11 protein-coding genes are annotated in these 16,801 nt (G+C 63.2%); 9 read left to right on the top strand and 2 right to left on the bottom strand.

Going from position 1 to position 16,801, the window contains the following annotated elements; genetic code table 11:
* Positions 1–47 precede the first annotated feature (47 nt).
* The 8 genes from AC1DZP_RS00055 to AC1DZP_RS00020 all read left to right on the top strand — a co-directional run bounded on the left by AC1DZP_RS00055 (position 48) and on the right by AC1DZP_RS00020 (position 11,759).
* The gene (locus tag AC1DZP_RS00055) at positions 48–1,301 is read left to right on the top strand and encodes an aspartate kinase (RefSeq protein WP_457150474.1); all 1,254 of its coding nucleotides are present in this window, start codon (positions 48–50) and stop codon (positions 1,299–1,301) included.
* Between the two features lie 83 nt (positions 1,302–1,384).
* Positions 1,385–3,655: a phosphoenolpyruvate--protein phosphotransferase gene (gene ptsP / locus AC1DZP_RS00050; protein ID WP_477299737.1), complete on the top strand. Its 2,271-nt coding sequence runs from the start codon at positions 1,385–1,387 to the stop codon at positions 3,653–3,655.
* 10 nt (positions 3,656–3,665) lie between these two features.
* Positions 3,666–4,745 carry a peptide chain release factor 1 gene (gene prfA, locus AC1DZP_RS00045; protein WP_477299736.1) on the top strand — a complete coding sequence of 360 codons (1,080 nt, stop codon included), beginning with the start codon at positions 3,666–3,668 and terminating at the stop codon, positions 4,743–4,745.
* The gene (gene prmC, locus AC1DZP_RS00040; RefSeq protein WP_477299735.1) at positions 4,738–5,616 is read left to right on the top strand and encodes a peptide chain release factor N(5)-glutamine methyltransferase; all 879 of its coding nucleotides are present in this window, start codon (positions 4,738–4,740) and stop codon (positions 5,614–5,616) included. The genes prfA and prmC overlap by 8 nt, the downstream gene beginning before the upstream one ends.
* Before the next feature lie 303 nt (positions 5,617–5,919).
* The gene (locus tag AC1DZP_RS00035; protein ID WP_477299734.1) at positions 5,920–6,882 is read left to right on the top strand and encodes a DUF4167 domain-containing protein; all 963 of its coding nucleotides are present in this window, start codon (positions 5,920–5,922) and stop codon (positions 6,880–6,882) included.
* A 221-nt stretch (positions 6,883–7,103) separates the two neighbouring features.
* Positions 7,104–9,710, top strand: a complete 2,607-nt coding sequence (gene clpB / locus AC1DZP_RS00030) for an ATP-dependent chaperone ClpB (protein WP_477299733.1) — start codon at positions 7,104–7,106, stop codon at positions 9,708–9,710.
* 56 nt (positions 9,711–9,766) lie between these two features.
* Positions 9,767–10,132: an MmcQ/YjbR family DNA-binding protein gene (locus AC1DZP_RS00025; RefSeq protein WP_457152869.1), complete on the top strand. Its 366-nt coding sequence runs from the start codon at positions 9,767–9,769 to the stop codon at positions 10,130–10,132.
* Between the two features lie 151 nt (positions 10,133–10,283).
* Positions 10,284–11,759: a L,D-transpeptidase family protein gene (locus AC1DZP_RS00020; RefSeq protein WP_477300169.1), complete on the top strand. Its 1,476-nt coding sequence runs from the start codon at positions 10,284–10,286 to the stop codon at positions 11,757–11,759.
* Positions 11,760–11,783: 24 nt separating this feature from the next.
* On the opposite strand, the gene AC1DZP_RS00015 is transcribed toward AC1DZP_RS00020, so the two are convergent.
* Positions 11,784–12,416, bottom strand: coding sequence for a TMEM175 family protein (locus AC1DZP_RS00015; protein ID WP_477299732.1), 633 nt, complete (start codon positions 12,414–12,416; stop codon positions 11,784–11,786).
* Positions 12,417–12,580: 164 nt separating this feature from the next.
* Here AC1DZP_RS00015 and AC1DZP_RS00010 point away from each other — a divergent pair, with 164 nt between their 5' ends.
* Complete coding sequence (locus AC1DZP_RS00010) at positions 12,581–14,140, top strand: MFS transporter (protein WP_477299731.1); 1,560 nt, start codon at positions 12,581–12,583, stop codon at positions 14,138–14,140.
* Positions 14,141–14,151: 11 nt separating this feature from the next.
* Here AC1DZP_RS00010 and AC1DZP_RS00005 read toward each other — a convergent pair whose 3' ends face one another.
* Positions 14,152–16,119: a M23 family metallopeptidase gene (locus tag AC1DZP_RS00005; protein ID WP_477228450.1), complete on the bottom strand. Its 1,968-nt coding sequence runs from the start codon at positions 16,117–16,119 to the stop codon at positions 14,152–14,154.
* Positions 16,120–16,801 lie beyond the last annotated feature (682 nt).

The raw sequence follows: 16,801 nt of genomic DNA, 5'->3' as shown, positions 1-16,801 counted from the left end.
TCCGCTTTTGGGTTGGGTCCGGCTTCAGTCAAAGGCATTTCGCTTCCATGGCGCGCATCGTGATGAAATTCGGCGGAACCTCCGTCGCCGACATCGCCCGCATCCGCAATGTGGCGCGTCACGTCAAACGCGAAGTCGACGCCGGCCATGAGGTGGCGGTGGTCGTCTCGGCGATGGCCGGCAAGACCAATGAACTGGTCGGCTGGACGCGTGAAGCCTCGCCGATGCACGACGCACGCGAATATGATGCAGTCGTCGCTTCCGGCGAGCAGGTCACCGCCGGCCTTCTGGCGATCACCTTGCAGAACATGGGCGTGCATGCCCGTTCCTGGCAGGGCTGGCAGATCCCGATCAAGACCGACAATGCCCACGGCGCGGCGCGCATCCTCGACATCGACGGCGCCTTCCTGATCAAGCGTTTCGGCGAGGGCCAGGTGGCAGTGGTCGCCGGCTTCCAGGGCATCGGCCCGGACAATCGCATCGCCACCCTTGGCCGCGGCGGTTCCGACACCAGCGCGGTGGCGATCGCTGCAGCGGTCAAGGCCGATCGTTGCGACATCTACACCGACGTCGACGGGGTCTACACCACCGATCCGCGCATCGAGCCGAAGGCGCGGCGGCTGGCCAAGATTTCGTTCGAGGAAATGCTTGAAATGGCCTCGCTTGGCGCCAAGGTTCTGCAGGTGCGTTCGGTCGAGCTTGCCATGGTGCACAGGGTGCGTACCTTCGTGCGGTCGTCCTTCGACGATCCCGATGCGCCCGGAATGGGGGATTTGCTCAATCCGCCCGGAACGCTCATTTGCGACGAGGAAGAGATCGTGGAACAGCAGGTCGTCACCGGAATTGCCTATGCCAAGGACGAAGCGCAGATTTCGCTGCGCCGTGTCGGCGACCGGCCGGGCGTCGCCGCCGGCATCTTCGGGCCGCTGGCCGAGGCCAACATCAACGTCGACATGATCGTCCAGAACATTTCCGAGGACGGCAAGTTCACCGACATGACCTTCACCGTGCCGTCAGGCGATGTCGACAAGGCGCTTGCCGTGCTCGAGCGGCTGAAAGCCTCGATCGGCTACGATGTCGTGCAATCGGAAGCCGGCATGTCGAAGGTTTCGGTCATCGGCATCGGCATGAGGAGCCATGCCGGCGTCGCCGCGACCGCTTTCAAGGCGCTGGCCGACCGTTCGATCAATATTCGCGCCATCACGACCTCCGAAATCAAGATTTCGATACTGATCGACGGTCCGTACACTGAACTTGCGGTTCGTACTTTGCATTCCGTCTACGGTCTGGATAAGCAGTAGCGAGAACGATTTGAGTTGTTGCGTGTGCGCCGGTCGCAGTGGAAACTGCGGCGGGCAGAATGCCCATTGGAGAAGAAGCCGCGATGCGTGATCAGGCCAGTGGCCCGCGCGTTTTGCTGAAACGGCTCCGCGAGCTCATGCAGGAGCCGCTGGAGCCGCAGGAGCGGCTTGACCGGATCGTGCGCGACATCGCCTCCAACATGGTCGCCGAAGTCTGCTCGCTCTACGTGCTGCGCGCCGATTCGGTGCTCGAACTCTACGCCACCGAAGGTTTGAACCCGAACGCCGTCCACCTGGCGCAACTGCGGCTGGGGCAAGGCCTGGTCGGCACGATCGCGGCCAGCGCGCGGCCGCTCAACCTTTCCAACGCCCAGGAACACCCGGCCTTCGCCTACCTGCCGGAGACCGGGGAAGAGATCTACAATTCCTTCCTTGGCGTGCCGGTGCTGCGGGCAGGGCGCACGCTGGGCGTGCTGGTCGTGCAGAACAAGACGATGCGCCATTACCGAGACGACGAGGTCGAGGCGCTGGAAACCACGGCGATGGTCATCGCCGAGATGATCGCCACCGGCGATCTGGCGCGGCTGACCCGGCCGGGCCTCGAACTCGACTTGCGCCGTCCGGTCAGTTTCACCGGCCTGTCCTTCAACGACGGCGTCGGGCTTGGCCATGTCGTGCTGCACGAGCCGCGCATCGTCGTCACCAATTTGTTCAACGAGGACAGCGAGGAAGAGGTCCGCCGGCTCGAGACCTCGCTCGGCTCGCTCCGGCTCTCCATCGACGACATGCTGGAGCGCCGCGACGTCGCCTTCGAGGGCGAGCATCGCCAGGTTCTGGAAGCCTATCGCATGTTTGCCAACGACCGCGGCTGGGTGCGCCGGCTGGAAGAGGCGATCCGCAACGGCCTGACGGCGGAGGCGGCTGTGGAAAAGGTGCAGAGCGACATGCGTGCCCGCATGCTGCACATGACCGATCCCTATCTGCGCGAGCGGATGAGCGATTTCGACGACCTCGCCAACCGGCTGCTGCGCCAGCTGATGGGGCGCGGGCCGGAAGATGTCGCGGCGTCGCTGCCGAAGGACGCCATCATCGTCGCCCGCTCGATGGGTGCCGCGGAGTTGCTCGACTATCCCCGCGACAAGATGCGCGGGCTGGTGCTCGAGGACGGTGCTGCCACCAGCCACGTCGTCATCGTCGCGCGCGCCATGGGCATACCTGTCGCCGGCCAGATGAAGGGCGCCGTTTCCATGGCGGAAAACGGCGATGCCATCATCGTCGACGGCGAAGAGGGCGTGATCCATTTGCGGCCGCAGTCCGACCTCGAAGCCGCCTATGCCGAAAAGGTGCGTTTCCGGGCGCGCCGGCAAGAGGTTTATCGCGAGCTGCGCAAGAAGCCGTCGACGACCAGGGACGGTGTCCAGGTCGACTTGTTGATGAATGCCGGTCTTGCCGTCGACCTGCCGCAGCTGGCCGAGGCAGGTGCCGCCGGCATCGGCCTGTTCCGGACCGAACTGCAGTTCATGGTCGCCTCGACATTTCCCCGCGCCGAGGCCCAGGAAAAGCTTTACCGCGACGTGCTCGAGGCGGCGCGCGGCAAGCCGGTTACCTTCCGAACCATCGATATCGGCGGCGACAAGGTGCTGCCTTATTTCAAGGGTGCGATCCAGGAGGAGAACCCGGCGCTCGGATGGCGGGCGATCCGCCTGACGCTTGACCGGCCAGGCCTGCTGCGCACCCAGATCCGCGCCTTGCTCAAGGCCAGTGGCGGACGTGAACTCAAGCTGATGCTGCCGATGGTGACCGAGCTTGGCGAGATCGCCCAGGCGCGCGAGATCATCGACCGCGAGGTCAGGCATCTGTCGCGCTTTGCCCATCACCTGCCGACCAGCCTCAAGCTGGGCGCGATGCTGGAAGTGCCGTCGCTACTGTTCCAGCTCGACGAATTGATGAAAGCGGTCGACTTCGTCTCGGTCGGTTCGAACGATCTGTTCCAGTTCGTCATGGCCGTCGACCGCGGCAACACGCAATTGGCCAACCGGTTCGATACGCTGTCGGCGCCGTTCCTGCGCGTCCTGAAGCAGATCGCCGATGCCGGCATCCGCAACCACACGCCGGTAACCCTGTGCGGCGAACTCGCTGGCAAGCCGATCTCGGCGATGGCGCTGATCGGTCTTGGCTTCCGCTCGATCTCGATGTCGCCGGCCTCGATCGGCCCGGTCAAGGCGATGCTGACGGAACTGCCGCTGGATGAGTTGGAGGCGTTCTTCAAAGACAATCTGATGGCGCCAGCGCAGGGGCTGCCGATGCGGGCGCTGCTGCAGGCCTTTGCCGACGACCGTTCGATCCCATTGTAGCACCCTTATCATGGTCAATTTGCCCCGCGATCGTATGGATCAAGTCGTCAAGCGTTTCGAGATGCTCGAAGCGCAGATGTCGGCTGGCCCGGCGCCGGAAGCCTATGTGCGGATGGCGTCGGAGTATGCCGAGATCCAGGACATGGTGGCCAAGGTCAGGGCGCTGCGCTCGGCCGAGCATGAGCAGGCCGATCTTGAAGCCATGCTTGCCGACAAGGGTACCGATGCCGAAATGCGGGCGCTGGCGGAGGCCGACCTGCCGGAGGTCGAGGAGCGCATCGAGGCGCTGCAGAAGGACATCCAGATACTGTTGCTGCCCAAGGATGCCGCCGACGACAAGAACGCCATTCTCGAAATCCGCGCCGGCACCGGCGGCGACGAAGCCGCGCTTTTCGCCGGCGACCTGTTTCGCATGTATGAGCGCTACGCCGCCGAACGCGGCTGGCGTTTCGAGACGGTGTCGGCCAGCGATGGCGATGCCGGCGGCTACAAGGAAATCATCGCCACGATCTCGGGCAAGGGCGTCTTTGCGCATCTGAAATTCGAATCCGGCGTGCACCGGGTGCAGCGCGTGCCGGCGACCGAGGCGAGCGGGCGCATCCACACTTCGGCCGCTACGGTCGCCGTGCTACCGGAAGCCGAAGAGGTCGACATCGACATCAGGGCAGAGGACATCCGCATCGACACCATGCGCGCCTCCGGCTCGGGCGGCCAGCACGTCAACACCACTGATTCGGCTGTCCGCATCACCCATCTGCCGACCGGTATCATGGTGGTGCAGGCGGAAAAGTCGCAGCACCAGAATCGCGCCAAGGCCATGCAGATCCTGCGCGCCCGCCTCTATGACCTCGAGCGCAGCAAGGCGGATGAGGAGCGCTCCGAATCGCGCAAGTCGCAGGTCGGCTCCGGCGACCGGTCCGAGCGCATCCGTACCTATAATTTCCCGCAAGGCCGCGTCACCGACCACCGCATCAACCTGACGCTGTACAAGCTCGACCGGGTGATGATGGGCGAACTCGATGAAGTGATCGACGCGCTGATCGCCGATCACCAGTCGAAGCTGCTCGCCGACATCGGCATCGATGGCTGATCGACTGCCCGAGGCGCTGGGGCCGCTGCTGCGGCAGGCGCAGGCTCGGCTCGCCGCTGCCGCCGTCGACGATCCGGCGCTCGATGCAAGGCTGATCGTCGAACATTTTTCCGGCACGACGCGCACGCAGGCGATTGCCGATCCCAACCGCAAGATCGACGGAAGCGCCATTGCGGCAATTGTTGATGCCTTGAGACGGCGCGCCGGCGGCGAGCCGGTGCATCGCATCCTCGGCTATCGTGAATTCTATGGTTTGCGCCTGTCGCTGTCGCCGGAAACGCTGGAGCCGCGGCCGGATACCGAAACGCTGGTCGAGGCGATGCTACCTTTCGTCAGGGCAGTGGCCGTGCGGGAAGGCGAATGCCGCATCCTCGATCTTGGCACCGGCACCGGCGCCATTGCGCTGGCGCTGCTCAGCGCAGTGCCGGCAGCGATCGCCACCGGGGTCGATATGTCCGCGGGCGCACTGGCGACGGCGACCCGCAATGCAAGGCAACTGGACCTTGCAGGTCGGTTCACGGCGCTCCAGTCGGACTGGTTCGAAAAAGTTTCCGGCCGGTACCATGTAATTGCCGCAAACCCTCCCTATATACCGTCTGAAGACATTGGAAATCTGCAGGACGAAGTCCGCAATTTCGATCCGCGCCTGGCCTTGGATGGTGGCGAGGACGGTCTGAACCCCTACAGGATCATCGCCGCGGAGGCGGCAAGGTTTTTGGAAGCTGAAGGCAGGATTGCGGTCGAGATCGGCCACACGCAGCACAACGAGGTCTTGGAAATATTCGTCGTAGCCGGCTACCTGCCGGGCGGTGCATTTCAGGACCTTGGCGGAAACGACAGGGTTCTTGTCTTTAAAAGGACAAAGCCTTGACGCAGTGCAAAAAAAGCGCTTGGCAATGCCGGGGAATGCGGCTAGGGTCGCCTTAACCGGATGAGACGAAGCAGGCAGTGCTCTTAGCGATTCGGTCTTCCTTGGAAATAGCTGCCTTCTTGCGCAAACGATGCCCAAGCTTCGTGCGGGAATCGTCCGGCAAGTGATGTAACCGGAACAGGATGGCACGTGGCGCCAACGCAATTGATGCGGGCGAACGCCGGTGAAGAAACGAAGCGGCTGGCTGCATGAGCGCCTCCGTTCGTGAAGAGTTTTCGAAAATTTCAAAATGAAGAGAGTTTGATGAGGCCACAACAGCAGAACAGGCGCATGCGCGGTCGCAACAATAATGGCGGCGGCGGTGGCAATAACAACAATAACAACAACAACCGCAAGGGACCAAATCCCCTGACGCGCAACTACGAGAGCAACGGCCCGGACGTGAAGATCCGCGGTTCGGCTCAGCAGATCGCCGAAAAATATGCCACCTTGGCCCGTGATGCGCATAGCTCCGGCGACCGGGTCATGGCGGAGAACTATCTCCAGCACGCAGAACACTACAATCGCATCATCGCAGCCGCGCAGGCGCAGATGCCGATCCAGAACACGCAACAGAATCGCGATGATTTCGACGATGACGGCGACGAGGATCGCGACGAGTTCGACAATGCCGGCAACAGCGGCAACACTATTTCCGATGCCCAGGTACCGGTGATCAACCATGGCGCCGGGCCGCAGCCGGTCATCGAAGGCATGCCGGCCGAGGTCGCGCTCAACCGGGAAAACGGCCGCGACAATCGTGATGGCAATAGCGGGCGTGACAATGGCGGGCGCAACAATGGCGGCCGCGACAACAATGGGCGCCATCGCGATCGTCGCCCCAATGGCGGCTACGGCCAGAATGGCCAGCGCGACTATGGCTCGTCCGCCGAGCAAGGCGGCCAGCCGCAACGCAACGAGGCCCCGACCCAGGTCGAAGCCGCTTCGCCGGCCGAATCGACCGAATCCGTCGTGACAGCCGAGCCGGCTCCGCTGTTCGAGAACCTGTCGCCGGCAGGTCTTGCCGCCCAGGCCGAGCTCAATGAGGCGGCCGCCGAAAGCGGTGCTGCCCGTCGCCCGCGGCGCCCGCGCCGTCCGCGCGTCAGTGCCGATCAGGTCGACAGCGGCAGCGACAATGTCAATTCCGGTGCCGATGCCGGCGAGGTGGCTGTGGCCCCGGCCGACGGCGGCAATGCCGAACCGGTCAAAGTCGACATCGACAACTGATCGAACGACATTTCAGGATATCGGACGGCGGAGAGAAATCTCCGCTGTTTTCGTTTTGTGCCGCGATGGAATATTGTGCGTTGACCGACATCAAGGCGTCTTGAGACAGCATGGCCTATGCACCATATCTCGGCTGAACTGGACCCGGCTCGAATGGGCGGGTCCGTCACCGCAATCGGATCCGGTGCCGCAAAGCGGGCCGGTGATGGAAGGAGACAGATATGAACCTTGAGAAATACTCGGAGCGCGTGCGCGGCTTCATCCAGTCCGCGCAGACCATGGCGCTCTCCCGCAACCACCAGCAGTTCACACCCGAACACATCCTGAAAGTGCTCGTCGACGACGACGAGGGTCTTGCCGCGTCGCTGATCGAACGTGCCGGCGGCAACGTCCGCGACGTCAAGCTTGGCGTCGAAACGGCGCTCGAAGCGATGCCCAAGGTCGAAGGCGGCAACGGCCAGCTCTATCTGGCGCAGCCGCTGGCCAAGGTGTTTTCGACCGCCGAAGAGCTGGCCAAGAAGGCCGGCGACAGCTTTGTCACCGTCGAGCGGCTCTTGCAGGCGCTCGCCATGGAAAAATCGGCCAAGACCGCCGACATCCTGGCCAAGGCCGGGGTCACCGCGCAGGCGCTCAACCAGGTCATCAACGATGTCCGCAAAGGCCGCACCGCCGATTCGGCGAGCGCCGAACAGGGCTACGACGCGTTGAAGAAATATGCACGTGACCTGACCGCGGATGCCCGCGCCGGCAAGCTCGATCCGGTTATCGGCCGTGACGACGAGATCCGCCGCACCATCCAGGTGCTGTCGCGCCGCACCAAGAACAATCCGGTGCTGATCGGCGAACCGGGCGTCGGCAAGACGGCGATCGCCGAAGGCCTCGCGCTGCGCATCGTCAATGGAGACGTGCCGGAATCGTTGAAGGACAAGCAATTGATGGCGCTCGACATGGGCGCGCTGATTGCCGGCGCCAAATACCGCGGCGAGTTCGAGGAACGGCTGAAGGCCGTACTCTCCGAAGTCACCTCGGCCGACGGCAACATCATCCTGTTCATCGACGAGATGCACACGCTGGTCGGTGCCGGCAAGGCGGATGGCGCCATGGATGCGTCGAACCTGTTGAAGCCGGCATTGGCGCGCGGTGAACTGCACTGCGTTGGCGCCACAACGCTTGATGAATATCGCAAGCATGTCGAGAAGGATGCGGCCCTTGCCCGCCGCTTCCAGCCGGTGTTCGTCGATGAGCCGACGGTGGAAGACACCGTCTCGATCCTGCGTGGCCTGAAGGAAAAATACGAACAGCACCACAAGGTGCGCATCTCGGATTCGGCGCTGGTGGCGGCGGCGACGCTGTCCAACCGCTACATCGCCGACCGCTTCCTGCCGGACAAGGCGATCGATCTCGTCGACGAAGCCGCCTCGCGGCTGCGCATGCAGGTCGATTCCAAGCCCGAGGCACTCGACGAGATCGATCGCCGCATCATGCAGCTCAAGATCGAACGCGAGGCGCTGAAGGTCGAGACAGACGATGCGTCGAAGGATCGGCTCGTCCGCCTGGAAAAGGAACTCGCCGGGCTCGAGGAGGAATCGACCGAGATCACCACAAAGTGGCAGGCCGAGAAGCAGAAGCTCGGGCTTGCCGCCGATCTGAAGAAGCAGCTCGACGAGGCGCGCAATGAGCTTGCCATTGCTCAGCGCAAGGGTGAGTTCCAGCGCGCCGGCGAGCTTGCCTATGGCAAGATCCCGGAACTGGAAAAGAAGCTGAAGGAAGCCGAAGCCCAGGACGGCAAGGCCGGCATGGTCGAAGAGGTCGTCACTCCCGACCATGTCGCCCATATCGTCTCGCGCTGGACCGGCATTCCGGTCGACAAGATGCTGCAGGGCGAGCGCGACAAGCTGTTGCGGATGGAAGACGAGATCGGCAAGCGCGTCGTCGGCCAGGGCGAGGCGGTGCAAGCTGTCTCGAAGGCCGTGCGGCGGGCGCGTGCGGGCCTGCAGGATCCGAACCGGCCGATCGGCTCGTTCATGTTCCTCGGACCGACAGGCGTCGGCAAGACCGAACTGACCAAGGCGCTTGCCAGTTTCCTGTTCGATGACGAGAGCGCCATGGTGCGCATCGACATGTCGGAGTTCATGGAGAAGCACTCGGTCGCCCGGCTGATCGGTGCACCTCCCGGCTATGTCGGCTATGAGGAGGGCGGCGCTCTGACCGAAGCGGTGCGGCGCAGGCCTTATCAGGTTGTGCTGTTCGACGAGATCGAGAAGGCGCATCCGGACGTGTTCAACGTGCTGCTGCAGGTGCTCGACGACGGCCGCCTGACCGACGGCCAGGGCCGCACGGTCGACTTCCGCAACACGCTGATAATCATGACGTCGAACCTTGGCGCGGAATATCTCGTCAATCTCGGCGAGGACCAGGATGTCGATCAGGTCCGTGACGAGGTGATGAATGTCGTCAAGGCCTCGTTCCGGCCGGAGTTCCTCAACCGCGTCGACGAGGTGATCCTGTTTCACCGGCTGCGCCGGCAGGATATGGGCCGCATCGTCGAGATCCAGCTCAAGCGGCTGGAAAGCCTGCTGACCGATCGCAAGATCACGCTGTCGCTGGACCAGGAGGCGATCGACTGGCTGGCGGCCAAGGGTTACGACCCGGCCTATGGCGCACGGCCGCTGAAGCGGGTGATGCAGAAGGAACTGCAGGACCCGCTGGCGGAGAAGATCCTGCTCGGCGACATCCTCGACGGCTCGACCGTCAAGGTGACAGCCGGTTCCGACCGGCTGAACTTCCGCTCGAAGCCGACGATTGTGGCGGCCGAGGCGGCAGCCTGATCCAACGCCGCGCGTCCAGCCTGGACGCGCGGCCTTTCATACAAGCGGGGGCGCGGATGACGCTGGACGACTACAACAGCTTCTGCGCTTCGCTGCCTTCGACAAACCACGTCGTCCAATGGGGCGGCGCTCATGTCTGGAAGGTCGGGGCCAAAGTCTTTGCGATCGGCGGCTGGGACCAGGGCCAGCAGCTCTTCGTCACCTTCAAATGTTCCGACATCGCCTATGACGTGCTCAAGGAGCAGCCGGGCTTGCGGCCGGCACCCTATCTTGCTTCGCGCGGCATGAAATGGATCCAGCGTCAGACAAGCCAGAGCATGGATGATGACGCGCTGAAGGACTATCTGCGCGAGAGCCATCGCCTTGTTGCCCTGAAGCTGACGAAGCAGGCGCGCAGGGAGCTGGGACTTGCCGCAAGCTAGCTGATATTCATCGAGGCGCCGGGAAACCGCCATCTTCATGCCCGGTTCATATTGGAACCATATGGTGGTGAACTGGTTTGCTGGCGAAGGGGTTCGCCGTACAGGGACACTGCCGGGCGGCGGCAATTACGGACCGGAGAGTTTGGCCACCATGCTGCGCACGATCTTCACCCTTTCGGTACTCGCCGGCGGGCTTTTGTCCTCTGGCGCGCTCGGCGCGCCGACGCAGGACAGCGCACCACGGGTTGCCCGCGCTGCCGACGATGGCGGCATCCTCGTCGCCCAGGACGGCAATCTCGACATCTATTACGACGCCAGGGGCAACCGCGTCATCGTCGATGCCGATACCGGCAAGGTCATCGCTATCCAGCCGCCGCAGACGCGGCTCGACCGGCGCGCGCTGCGTCGCGAGACACGGCTGCGCGAACTGGGCCGCGTCCCCGATGACAATGACCGCTACTATCTCGACGATCCGCAAGACATGGCGCGGTTCCGTCGCAAGCAGTTGGAAGAAGAAGGCCGGGTCATCCCGCCGCCGGCGGACGAATATGATCCTAACAGCGACAATTCCGTGGAAGCTTATCCGCCGCCACCGCAGGACGACGGCAGCTACGACAACAATTATCCCGATGCGCCGCAGTCGACAGAGCCGGGCACGATCAAACGCCAGCCGCTGAACGAGGCCTCGATTGACCCTGCCCAGCCGGCGTCTCCCTCCGAGCAGGCGGGACTGCCGCCAACGACTGGGGGCAAGTCGACCGTCGAGCCGGCGCTTTCGCTGGGAGCACGTCAGGATGTCGCGGCGCTGCAGGTGCTGCTCGACCGGGGTGGCGCTTCGCCTGGCGTCATCGATGGGCGTTTCGGTTCGAATGTCGACAAGGCGCTCGCCGCCTACAACCAGATCACTGGCAGCAATCTGCGGTCGACCGATGCGGTCGGCATCCAGGCGGCTCTTGCGCAGTCTGGCGGCGATGCCTTCGCCAATTACACCATCACCCCGGAGGATGCGGCCGGTCCCTATGTCGCCTCGATCCCGGAAGACTACAGCCAGAAGGCGCAGCTCGACCGCATGGGCTATACGTCGGTGACCGAGGCGCTCGCGGAGCGCTTCCACATGGACGAGAACTACCTCAAGGCGCTCAACCCGGACGCCAACTTCAATCGTCCCGGTACGACCATCAAGGTCGCCAATTTCGGCAAACTGGTCTCGACGCCGGTTGCCCGTATCGTCGCCGACAAGGGCAGGAAAGAGGTCTTCGCGTATGATGCGGGCGACAAGCTGGTGGCGGCCTATCCCGCAACCATCGGGTCTGCGGATACACCGTCACCGTCCGGCATACACGCTGTATCGCGCGTCGCTCTCGATCCGAACTACACCTACAACCCCAGCATCAATTTCAAGCAGGGTCAAAACGACAAGGTCCTGACGATTCCGCCAGGTCCGAACGGTCCGGTCGGCTCGGTGTGGATCGCTCTGGACAAGCCGACCTACGGCATCCACGGCACGCCGGATCCGTCGAAGATCGGCAAAACAGAAAGCCATGGCTGCGTGCGCCTGACCAACTGGGATGCGCGCGAACTGGCCAAGCTGGTCTCGCCGGGCGTGACGGTGGAGTTCGTCGACTGAAGCTGAAGCAGCGCTCCGAAACGCTCAGCCGATGATCCTGCGCACCCACTTCGCGCCAGGGGTTACCGCATAGACCAGTTGCACCACCAGGATAAATCCGACGCTGAGTAACGGCGTGATCAGGCACAGTGCCGCGCCGACCGCCCACAGGATCTGCGCCTTGACGATGCGCAGATAGACCGTGCGGCTGGTTTCCGCGTCGACATCCTCTGCCAGGAAGCCGTTTTTCTCCGCATAGCGCCAGCTGGCGAACAGCGTGACGCCGAGCATCAGCAGGTTGAGCCAGTAGACCAGCATCGCGGTTCTGAACTCGAGGAAGTCGGCCAACAGATCGGTCGAGAACGGCAGCAAGGCAATGAAGGCGAGAAAGCAGAGGTTCAGCGTCGCAAGCCGCCGGTCGGATTTGGCGATCAGCCCATGCTGCGCCTGTTGGCCGAACCAGAAGATGGTCAGCGTCAGGAAGCTCAAGGCATAGGTCAGGAAGCGTGGTGCCAGTGCCGCGATCGCGGCAAGCAGATCGCGCTCCGAATGGATCGCCTCGTGCGCCGGCACCCTGATTTCGAGGACGATCAGAGTGAGGGCGATGGCGAACACGCCGTCGGTGATACCGACGATACGGCCGCGTCCCTCCGCCGATGCTTCAAGTGGCCGCTTCATCGACTTTTCCCCCCTCTGCAATTTTCCAGAAAGCTAGCCAGAACCTAGCATGACTGCCGCCTTGTGCATCCGGACAGGCGCAGTCCTGGCCATATGGCTGGTTTCAAGGACAGCAAGCCACTGGCCGGTTGTTGCCAACACGCCTGCGGTCTAAGCAAGGTTCCATGCATTCACCAAGCGAAGCCGCCGCCGTTCCGCTGACCAGTCCGGCCACCAACGGCACGTTCTGTCCGCCATCGCAACGGCGATTCGTGCTGATTGCGGCGATCCTGGCCTCGGCGCTCGGTTTCATCGACGGTTCGATCCTGGCCATCGCCATGCCGGCGATTCGCGTCAACCTTGGTGCCAACCTGGCGCAGGCGCAGTGGATTTCCAATGCCTATGCTTTGACGCTCTCGGCACTGATCCTTGCCGGGGGCGCCGCCGGCGATCGATTCGGTCTGCGCCGCGCCTTCGTGGCAGGCATTGCGCTGTTCATTGTCGCCTCGCTTGCCTGTGCGCTGGCGCCGAATGCGGTGGTGCTGATCGCATTTCGCGCGCTGCAGGGCATTGGTGCGGCGATCATGGTGCCGGGCAGCCTCGCCATCATCGCCAAGGCCTATCCGAAAAAAGAGCGCGGCCGCGCCATCGGCATCTGGGCCGCGGCTTCGGCGCTGACCACGGCACTTGGCCCGGTGCTTGGTGGTTTCGTGCTGTCGGCATTCGGTGACGGCATCTGGCGGGCGATCTTCGCGGTCAACCTGCCGCTCGGCCTGATCTCGATCTACCTACTGCTGGCCAAGATCCCGGCCGATGCGCCGACGGAAAAACGCAGCCTGGATCTCGGCGGTGCCGCACTGGCGACATTGGCCTTCGGCGCGCTCGCCTACGGGCTGACCTCGATGAGCGCCAGCGGCGAGGGCCATTTGTCGGGGCCGAGCATTGCCGTTGGCGCCGTGCTGCTCGCTGTCTTCATCGCCTTCGAGCTTTGGCAGCGCGAGCCGATGATCGATCTGTCGCTGTTTCGCGTGGGCGCTTTCGCCGGCGCCAATGCCGCGACGTTCTTCCTCTATTTCGCGCTGTCGGCCAATCTTTTCTATCTGCCGATGCTGCTGATCGCCGGCTGGGGACTGAGCACGGCCGAGGTCGGCTTCATCTTCCTGCCGCTGTCGGCATCGATGGCACTTTTGTCGAGGCCCGTCGGCCAGTTGTCCGACCGGATCGGGCCGCGCTTTCCGATCGCCTTCGGCAGCCTTGTCGTGGCTTTCGCCTTTGCAGGACTTGCCTTGCTCACCCATGCCGGCATCCACAATTTCTGGACGGGAACATTTCCGCTGATGGGGCTGATGGGGCTTGGCATGGCGCTGGTCGTGTCGCCACTGTCGACCGCGATCATGACGGCCGTGGAAGACAAGGATACGGGTGCTGCCTCCGGCATAAACAATGCTGTCTCGCGCATCGGCGGCCTGATCGCGGTGGCAGCGATGGGCTCGCTTGCGGCCTGGGTCTACGCGAAAGCACTCGATGGGAATGCGACGCCCGGCGTGCCAGGCTTTGGCGAACCGGCGATGGCTGGGCTGGCGCCGGCAGTCGATGCGGCGAGGCTCGCCGCCGGCGACGCGGCGTTTTCCGCCGTCTCTTCGGTGACGGCGCTGCTCTGCCTGCTTTCGGCAGTCATCGCGTGGACGACCATTTCCGGTCAGTGGCTGCCATGGCCGCGGCGTGTGGAAAATCCGCAAGGCTGAAAATCAGCGAATCAGCCGTCGATCTTGGCGCTCGCAACCTTCAGCGAGTCACTGTCTTCCTGCTTCAGCAGATCGTCGATACGCTCGCGTTCGCGCTTGAAGGCGACGAGATCATCGCCCTTCAGCACTTTGCCGACTGGCAGCCTGACACGCATCGAATCGACTTTGGTGCCGTTGACGATCAGCTCGTAATGGAGATGCGGACCGGTGGAGAGGCCGGTCTGGCCGAGATAACCAATGACCTGGCCCTGGCGAACGCGCACGCCTTCTTCGATACCTTTGGCAAAGGCGCTCTGGTGATTGTAGGACGTCTCGTAGCCATTGGCATGACGAATGATGATCTGTTTGCCATAGCCGCCGGCCCAGCCCGCCTTCTCGACGACGCCATTGCCGGCGGCGATGATCGGCGATCCGATCGGGGCGGCCCAGTCCGTACCTGTGTGCATGCGGACATAGCCGAGGATAGGATGCCTGCGCGCACCAAACCCGGAGGTAAATCTCCCGTTTGGCAGTGGGTTGCGCAGTAGGAACTGCTCGGCGCTGCTGCCGTCCTCGTCGAAATAGTCCGCGCTACCGTCCTGCATCTGAAACCGGTAGAAGTTGCGCGTTTGCCCACCGAAGGTCGATGAGACATAAAGCAGTTCGGACTCGTCGGACGCTTGGTCGTCGCCGTCCGGCTGCGAGAACAAGACTTCGAGGCGATCCGCCGGATTGAGTCGCGACTGGAAGTCGACGCCGGATGCCAGCAGCTTGACCAGTTGCTGGGTCATCTTTTTCGACATGCCATAGGAATAAGCGGCGCGGTAGATGCCGTCATAGATGTTCGGCAAATTTCCGCGCACCACCACGGGCGGTGAGTCGTCGAACGCCGTCAGTAATTCGGGGTTCGGATCCGGCTCCTGCGCCGGCACATACTGGCCGCGATCGTCGAGCGCGATGGTGACGATGTGCTGCGTTCGGTCGTAGACGCTGGTGCGCACGACCTTGGCGGCGTCGCCATGCACCTCGAGACCGACACGCAGCACAGTTCCGGCCTTGAGCGCCGTCGCGTTCAACAGCTTGGCGATCGCTTCGGCCATGCCGGTGGCGTCTTCTCCCGTATAGCCCGAATCGGCAAAGGCCTCGGTAATGTCGAGATCCTTGGTGAAGGGAATGATTTCCTCGGCGAAAGCCGGCGCCTGATCGTCGGCGGCGGCGCGTGGCGCCACCGAGACGTTCTCCGGCACGATCTTGACATCATAGGAGCCGGCCATGCTCTCGGCAAAGGCGTCGCCGAACCGCTGCGGGTCGACATAATGGAGTGACGCGACCTGCACGGCGCCATCGCTGAGGTCGGTGCCGGCTTCGCGCACCACCTTTTCCACCTCGTCGGCGGAGAGGTCGCTCTTTTCGTCGAAAGCCGCCGTATCGACCGGGAAATCGACGGTCTTCAGGCTCATTTCGCTTTCGACCTTGGCGCCGTAGATCTGGCCGGAAGCGGCCGAGGCTGTCGCCGGCTGCGCAGCACTGTCGTCGCCGTCGTTGCCGAACACCTGCATCGGGTCGAAAGGCGGGTAGGGGCGGCTGGTGGTGTGGCCGGCGGCAAGCGCCATCTTGATCTGCACGAAAGGCATGGTGTGGATGACGTCACGGTCGCCGACCTTGGTCACCATCGACACTTCCATCCGACGGCGGTCCTTGGCCTTGGCGATCTGACGCGGCGCCACCAGCCTTGTCGTCTTGGCCACCTCGCCGGAATCGCCATTGCCGGCAAGATTGATCAGTTCCGCAATCTCGGGTGGCGTCGCCAATTGCTGACGTCCGTCAAGGGCAGCGAACAGTGCCACCCCCATCAGCACGCTTGAGGTCACGCCGGTGAGGAAGGTGCCTGACAGCCAGCGTGCGGAAACCTCGCGCCGGTCGGGCGGGCCGCTGCGGCCGTCCGCGATAAGCGGCGGCTCGTTGCCGAGTTCGGCTATGACATCTTCCGTGTCTGGCATCCAGAAAGGCTGCTTCTTCCCCGGGCGGAACGGCTTGTCGCTTTTGTTATGGCCGTGACATTTGCCTGTCATGGCCGGTGAAGTCAACGAAGCCTACGCCCCGGTCGAATTCCCCTCGCGCACTTCTCTTGTATAGGGCGCTCTATAAAGAGGGGCGGTTCACCTTCTCTGCAAGGCTCATCGCGCACCCCTGTATGAGGCTCTTGAAAGAGGCGCTGCGCCGTCGGCGCGGTGCCGCTTTCGTTGGCTTCGGTGTCGAACGGCAATGCGGCGGCAATAGGGCTCCTTCGTGGTCACCCGTCCGGCGTTGTCGCTGTTCCCCAAGGGCAGCCGGCTATCAACAGACCGGGCCCGAGATTTCTGTCGCAAAAAGTTCAAAAACTTTGAGATGGCTGTTGACAGTTGTTGAAGGTGGCGACTATATACGCCTCACCAACGAGGGCGGCACGCCGCTGGCGACGAAGGAGTTTGCTTCTAAGCCTGCCCGTTGTGAGATTCAAGAGAGCCGCGTAAGCGACACTCGGACGGCCCCGGAGCCAAAAGCGAAACGGGCCACGACACTGCGTCTGCGGTGTCTGTTCTTTGAAAATTGAATATTGAAGAAAGAGAAACGTGGGCGGCAGAGTCCTGCTGAACCTCTTATCCCGCCAGGGATAGGTTGTTCGAACGAGACTTTGGCGGA

The sequence above is a fragment of the Mesorhizobium sp. P2_F8 genome (genome assembly GCF_056403655.1).
This window is presented reverse-complemented; position numbering and strand designations above follow the sequence as displayed.

Bases quoted from the DNA above. Each gene is read 5' to 3' on its own strand.
- AC1DZP_RS00055 (WP_457150474.1), top strand. From the start codon at position 48: ATGGCGCGCATCGTGATGAAATTCGGCGGAACCTCCGTCGCCGACATC.
- ptsP (WP_477299737.1), top strand. From the start codon at position 1,385: ATGCGTGATCAGGCCAGTGGCCCGCGCGTTTTGCTGAAACGGCTCCGC.
- prfA (WP_477299736.1), top strand. From the start codon at position 3,666: ATGGTCAATTTGCCCCGCGATCGTATGGATCAAGTCGTCAAGCGTTTC.
- prmC (WP_477299735.1), top strand. From the start codon at position 4,738: ATGGCTGATCGACTGCCCGAGGCGCTGGGGCCGCTGCTGCGGCAGGCG.
- AC1DZP_RS00035 (WP_477299734.1), top strand. From the start codon at position 5,920: ATGAGGCCACAACAGCAGAACAGGCGCATGCGCGGTCGCAACAATAAT.
- clpB (WP_477299733.1), top strand. From the start codon at position 7,104: ATGAACCTTGAGAAATACTCGGAGCGCGTGCGCGGCTTCATCCAGTCC.
- AC1DZP_RS00025 (WP_457152869.1), top strand. From the start codon at position 9,767: ATGACGCTGGACGACTACAACAGCTTCTGCGCTTCGCTGCCTTCGACA.
- AC1DZP_RS00020 (WP_477300169.1), top strand. From the start codon at position 10,284: ATGCTGCGCACGATCTTCACCCTTTCGGTACTCGCCGGCGGGCTTTTG.
- AC1DZP_RS00015 (WP_477299732.1), bottom strand. From the start codon at position 12,416: ATGAAGCGGCCACTTGAAGCATCGGCGGAGGGACGCGGCCGTATCGTC.
- AC1DZP_RS00010 (WP_477299731.1), top strand. From the start codon at position 12,581: ATGCATTCACCAAGCGAAGCCGCCGCCGTTCCGCTGACCAGTCCGGCC.
- AC1DZP_RS00005 (WP_477228450.1), bottom strand. From the start codon at position 16,119: ATGCCAGACACGGAAGATGTCATAGCCGAACTCGGCAACGAGCCGCCG.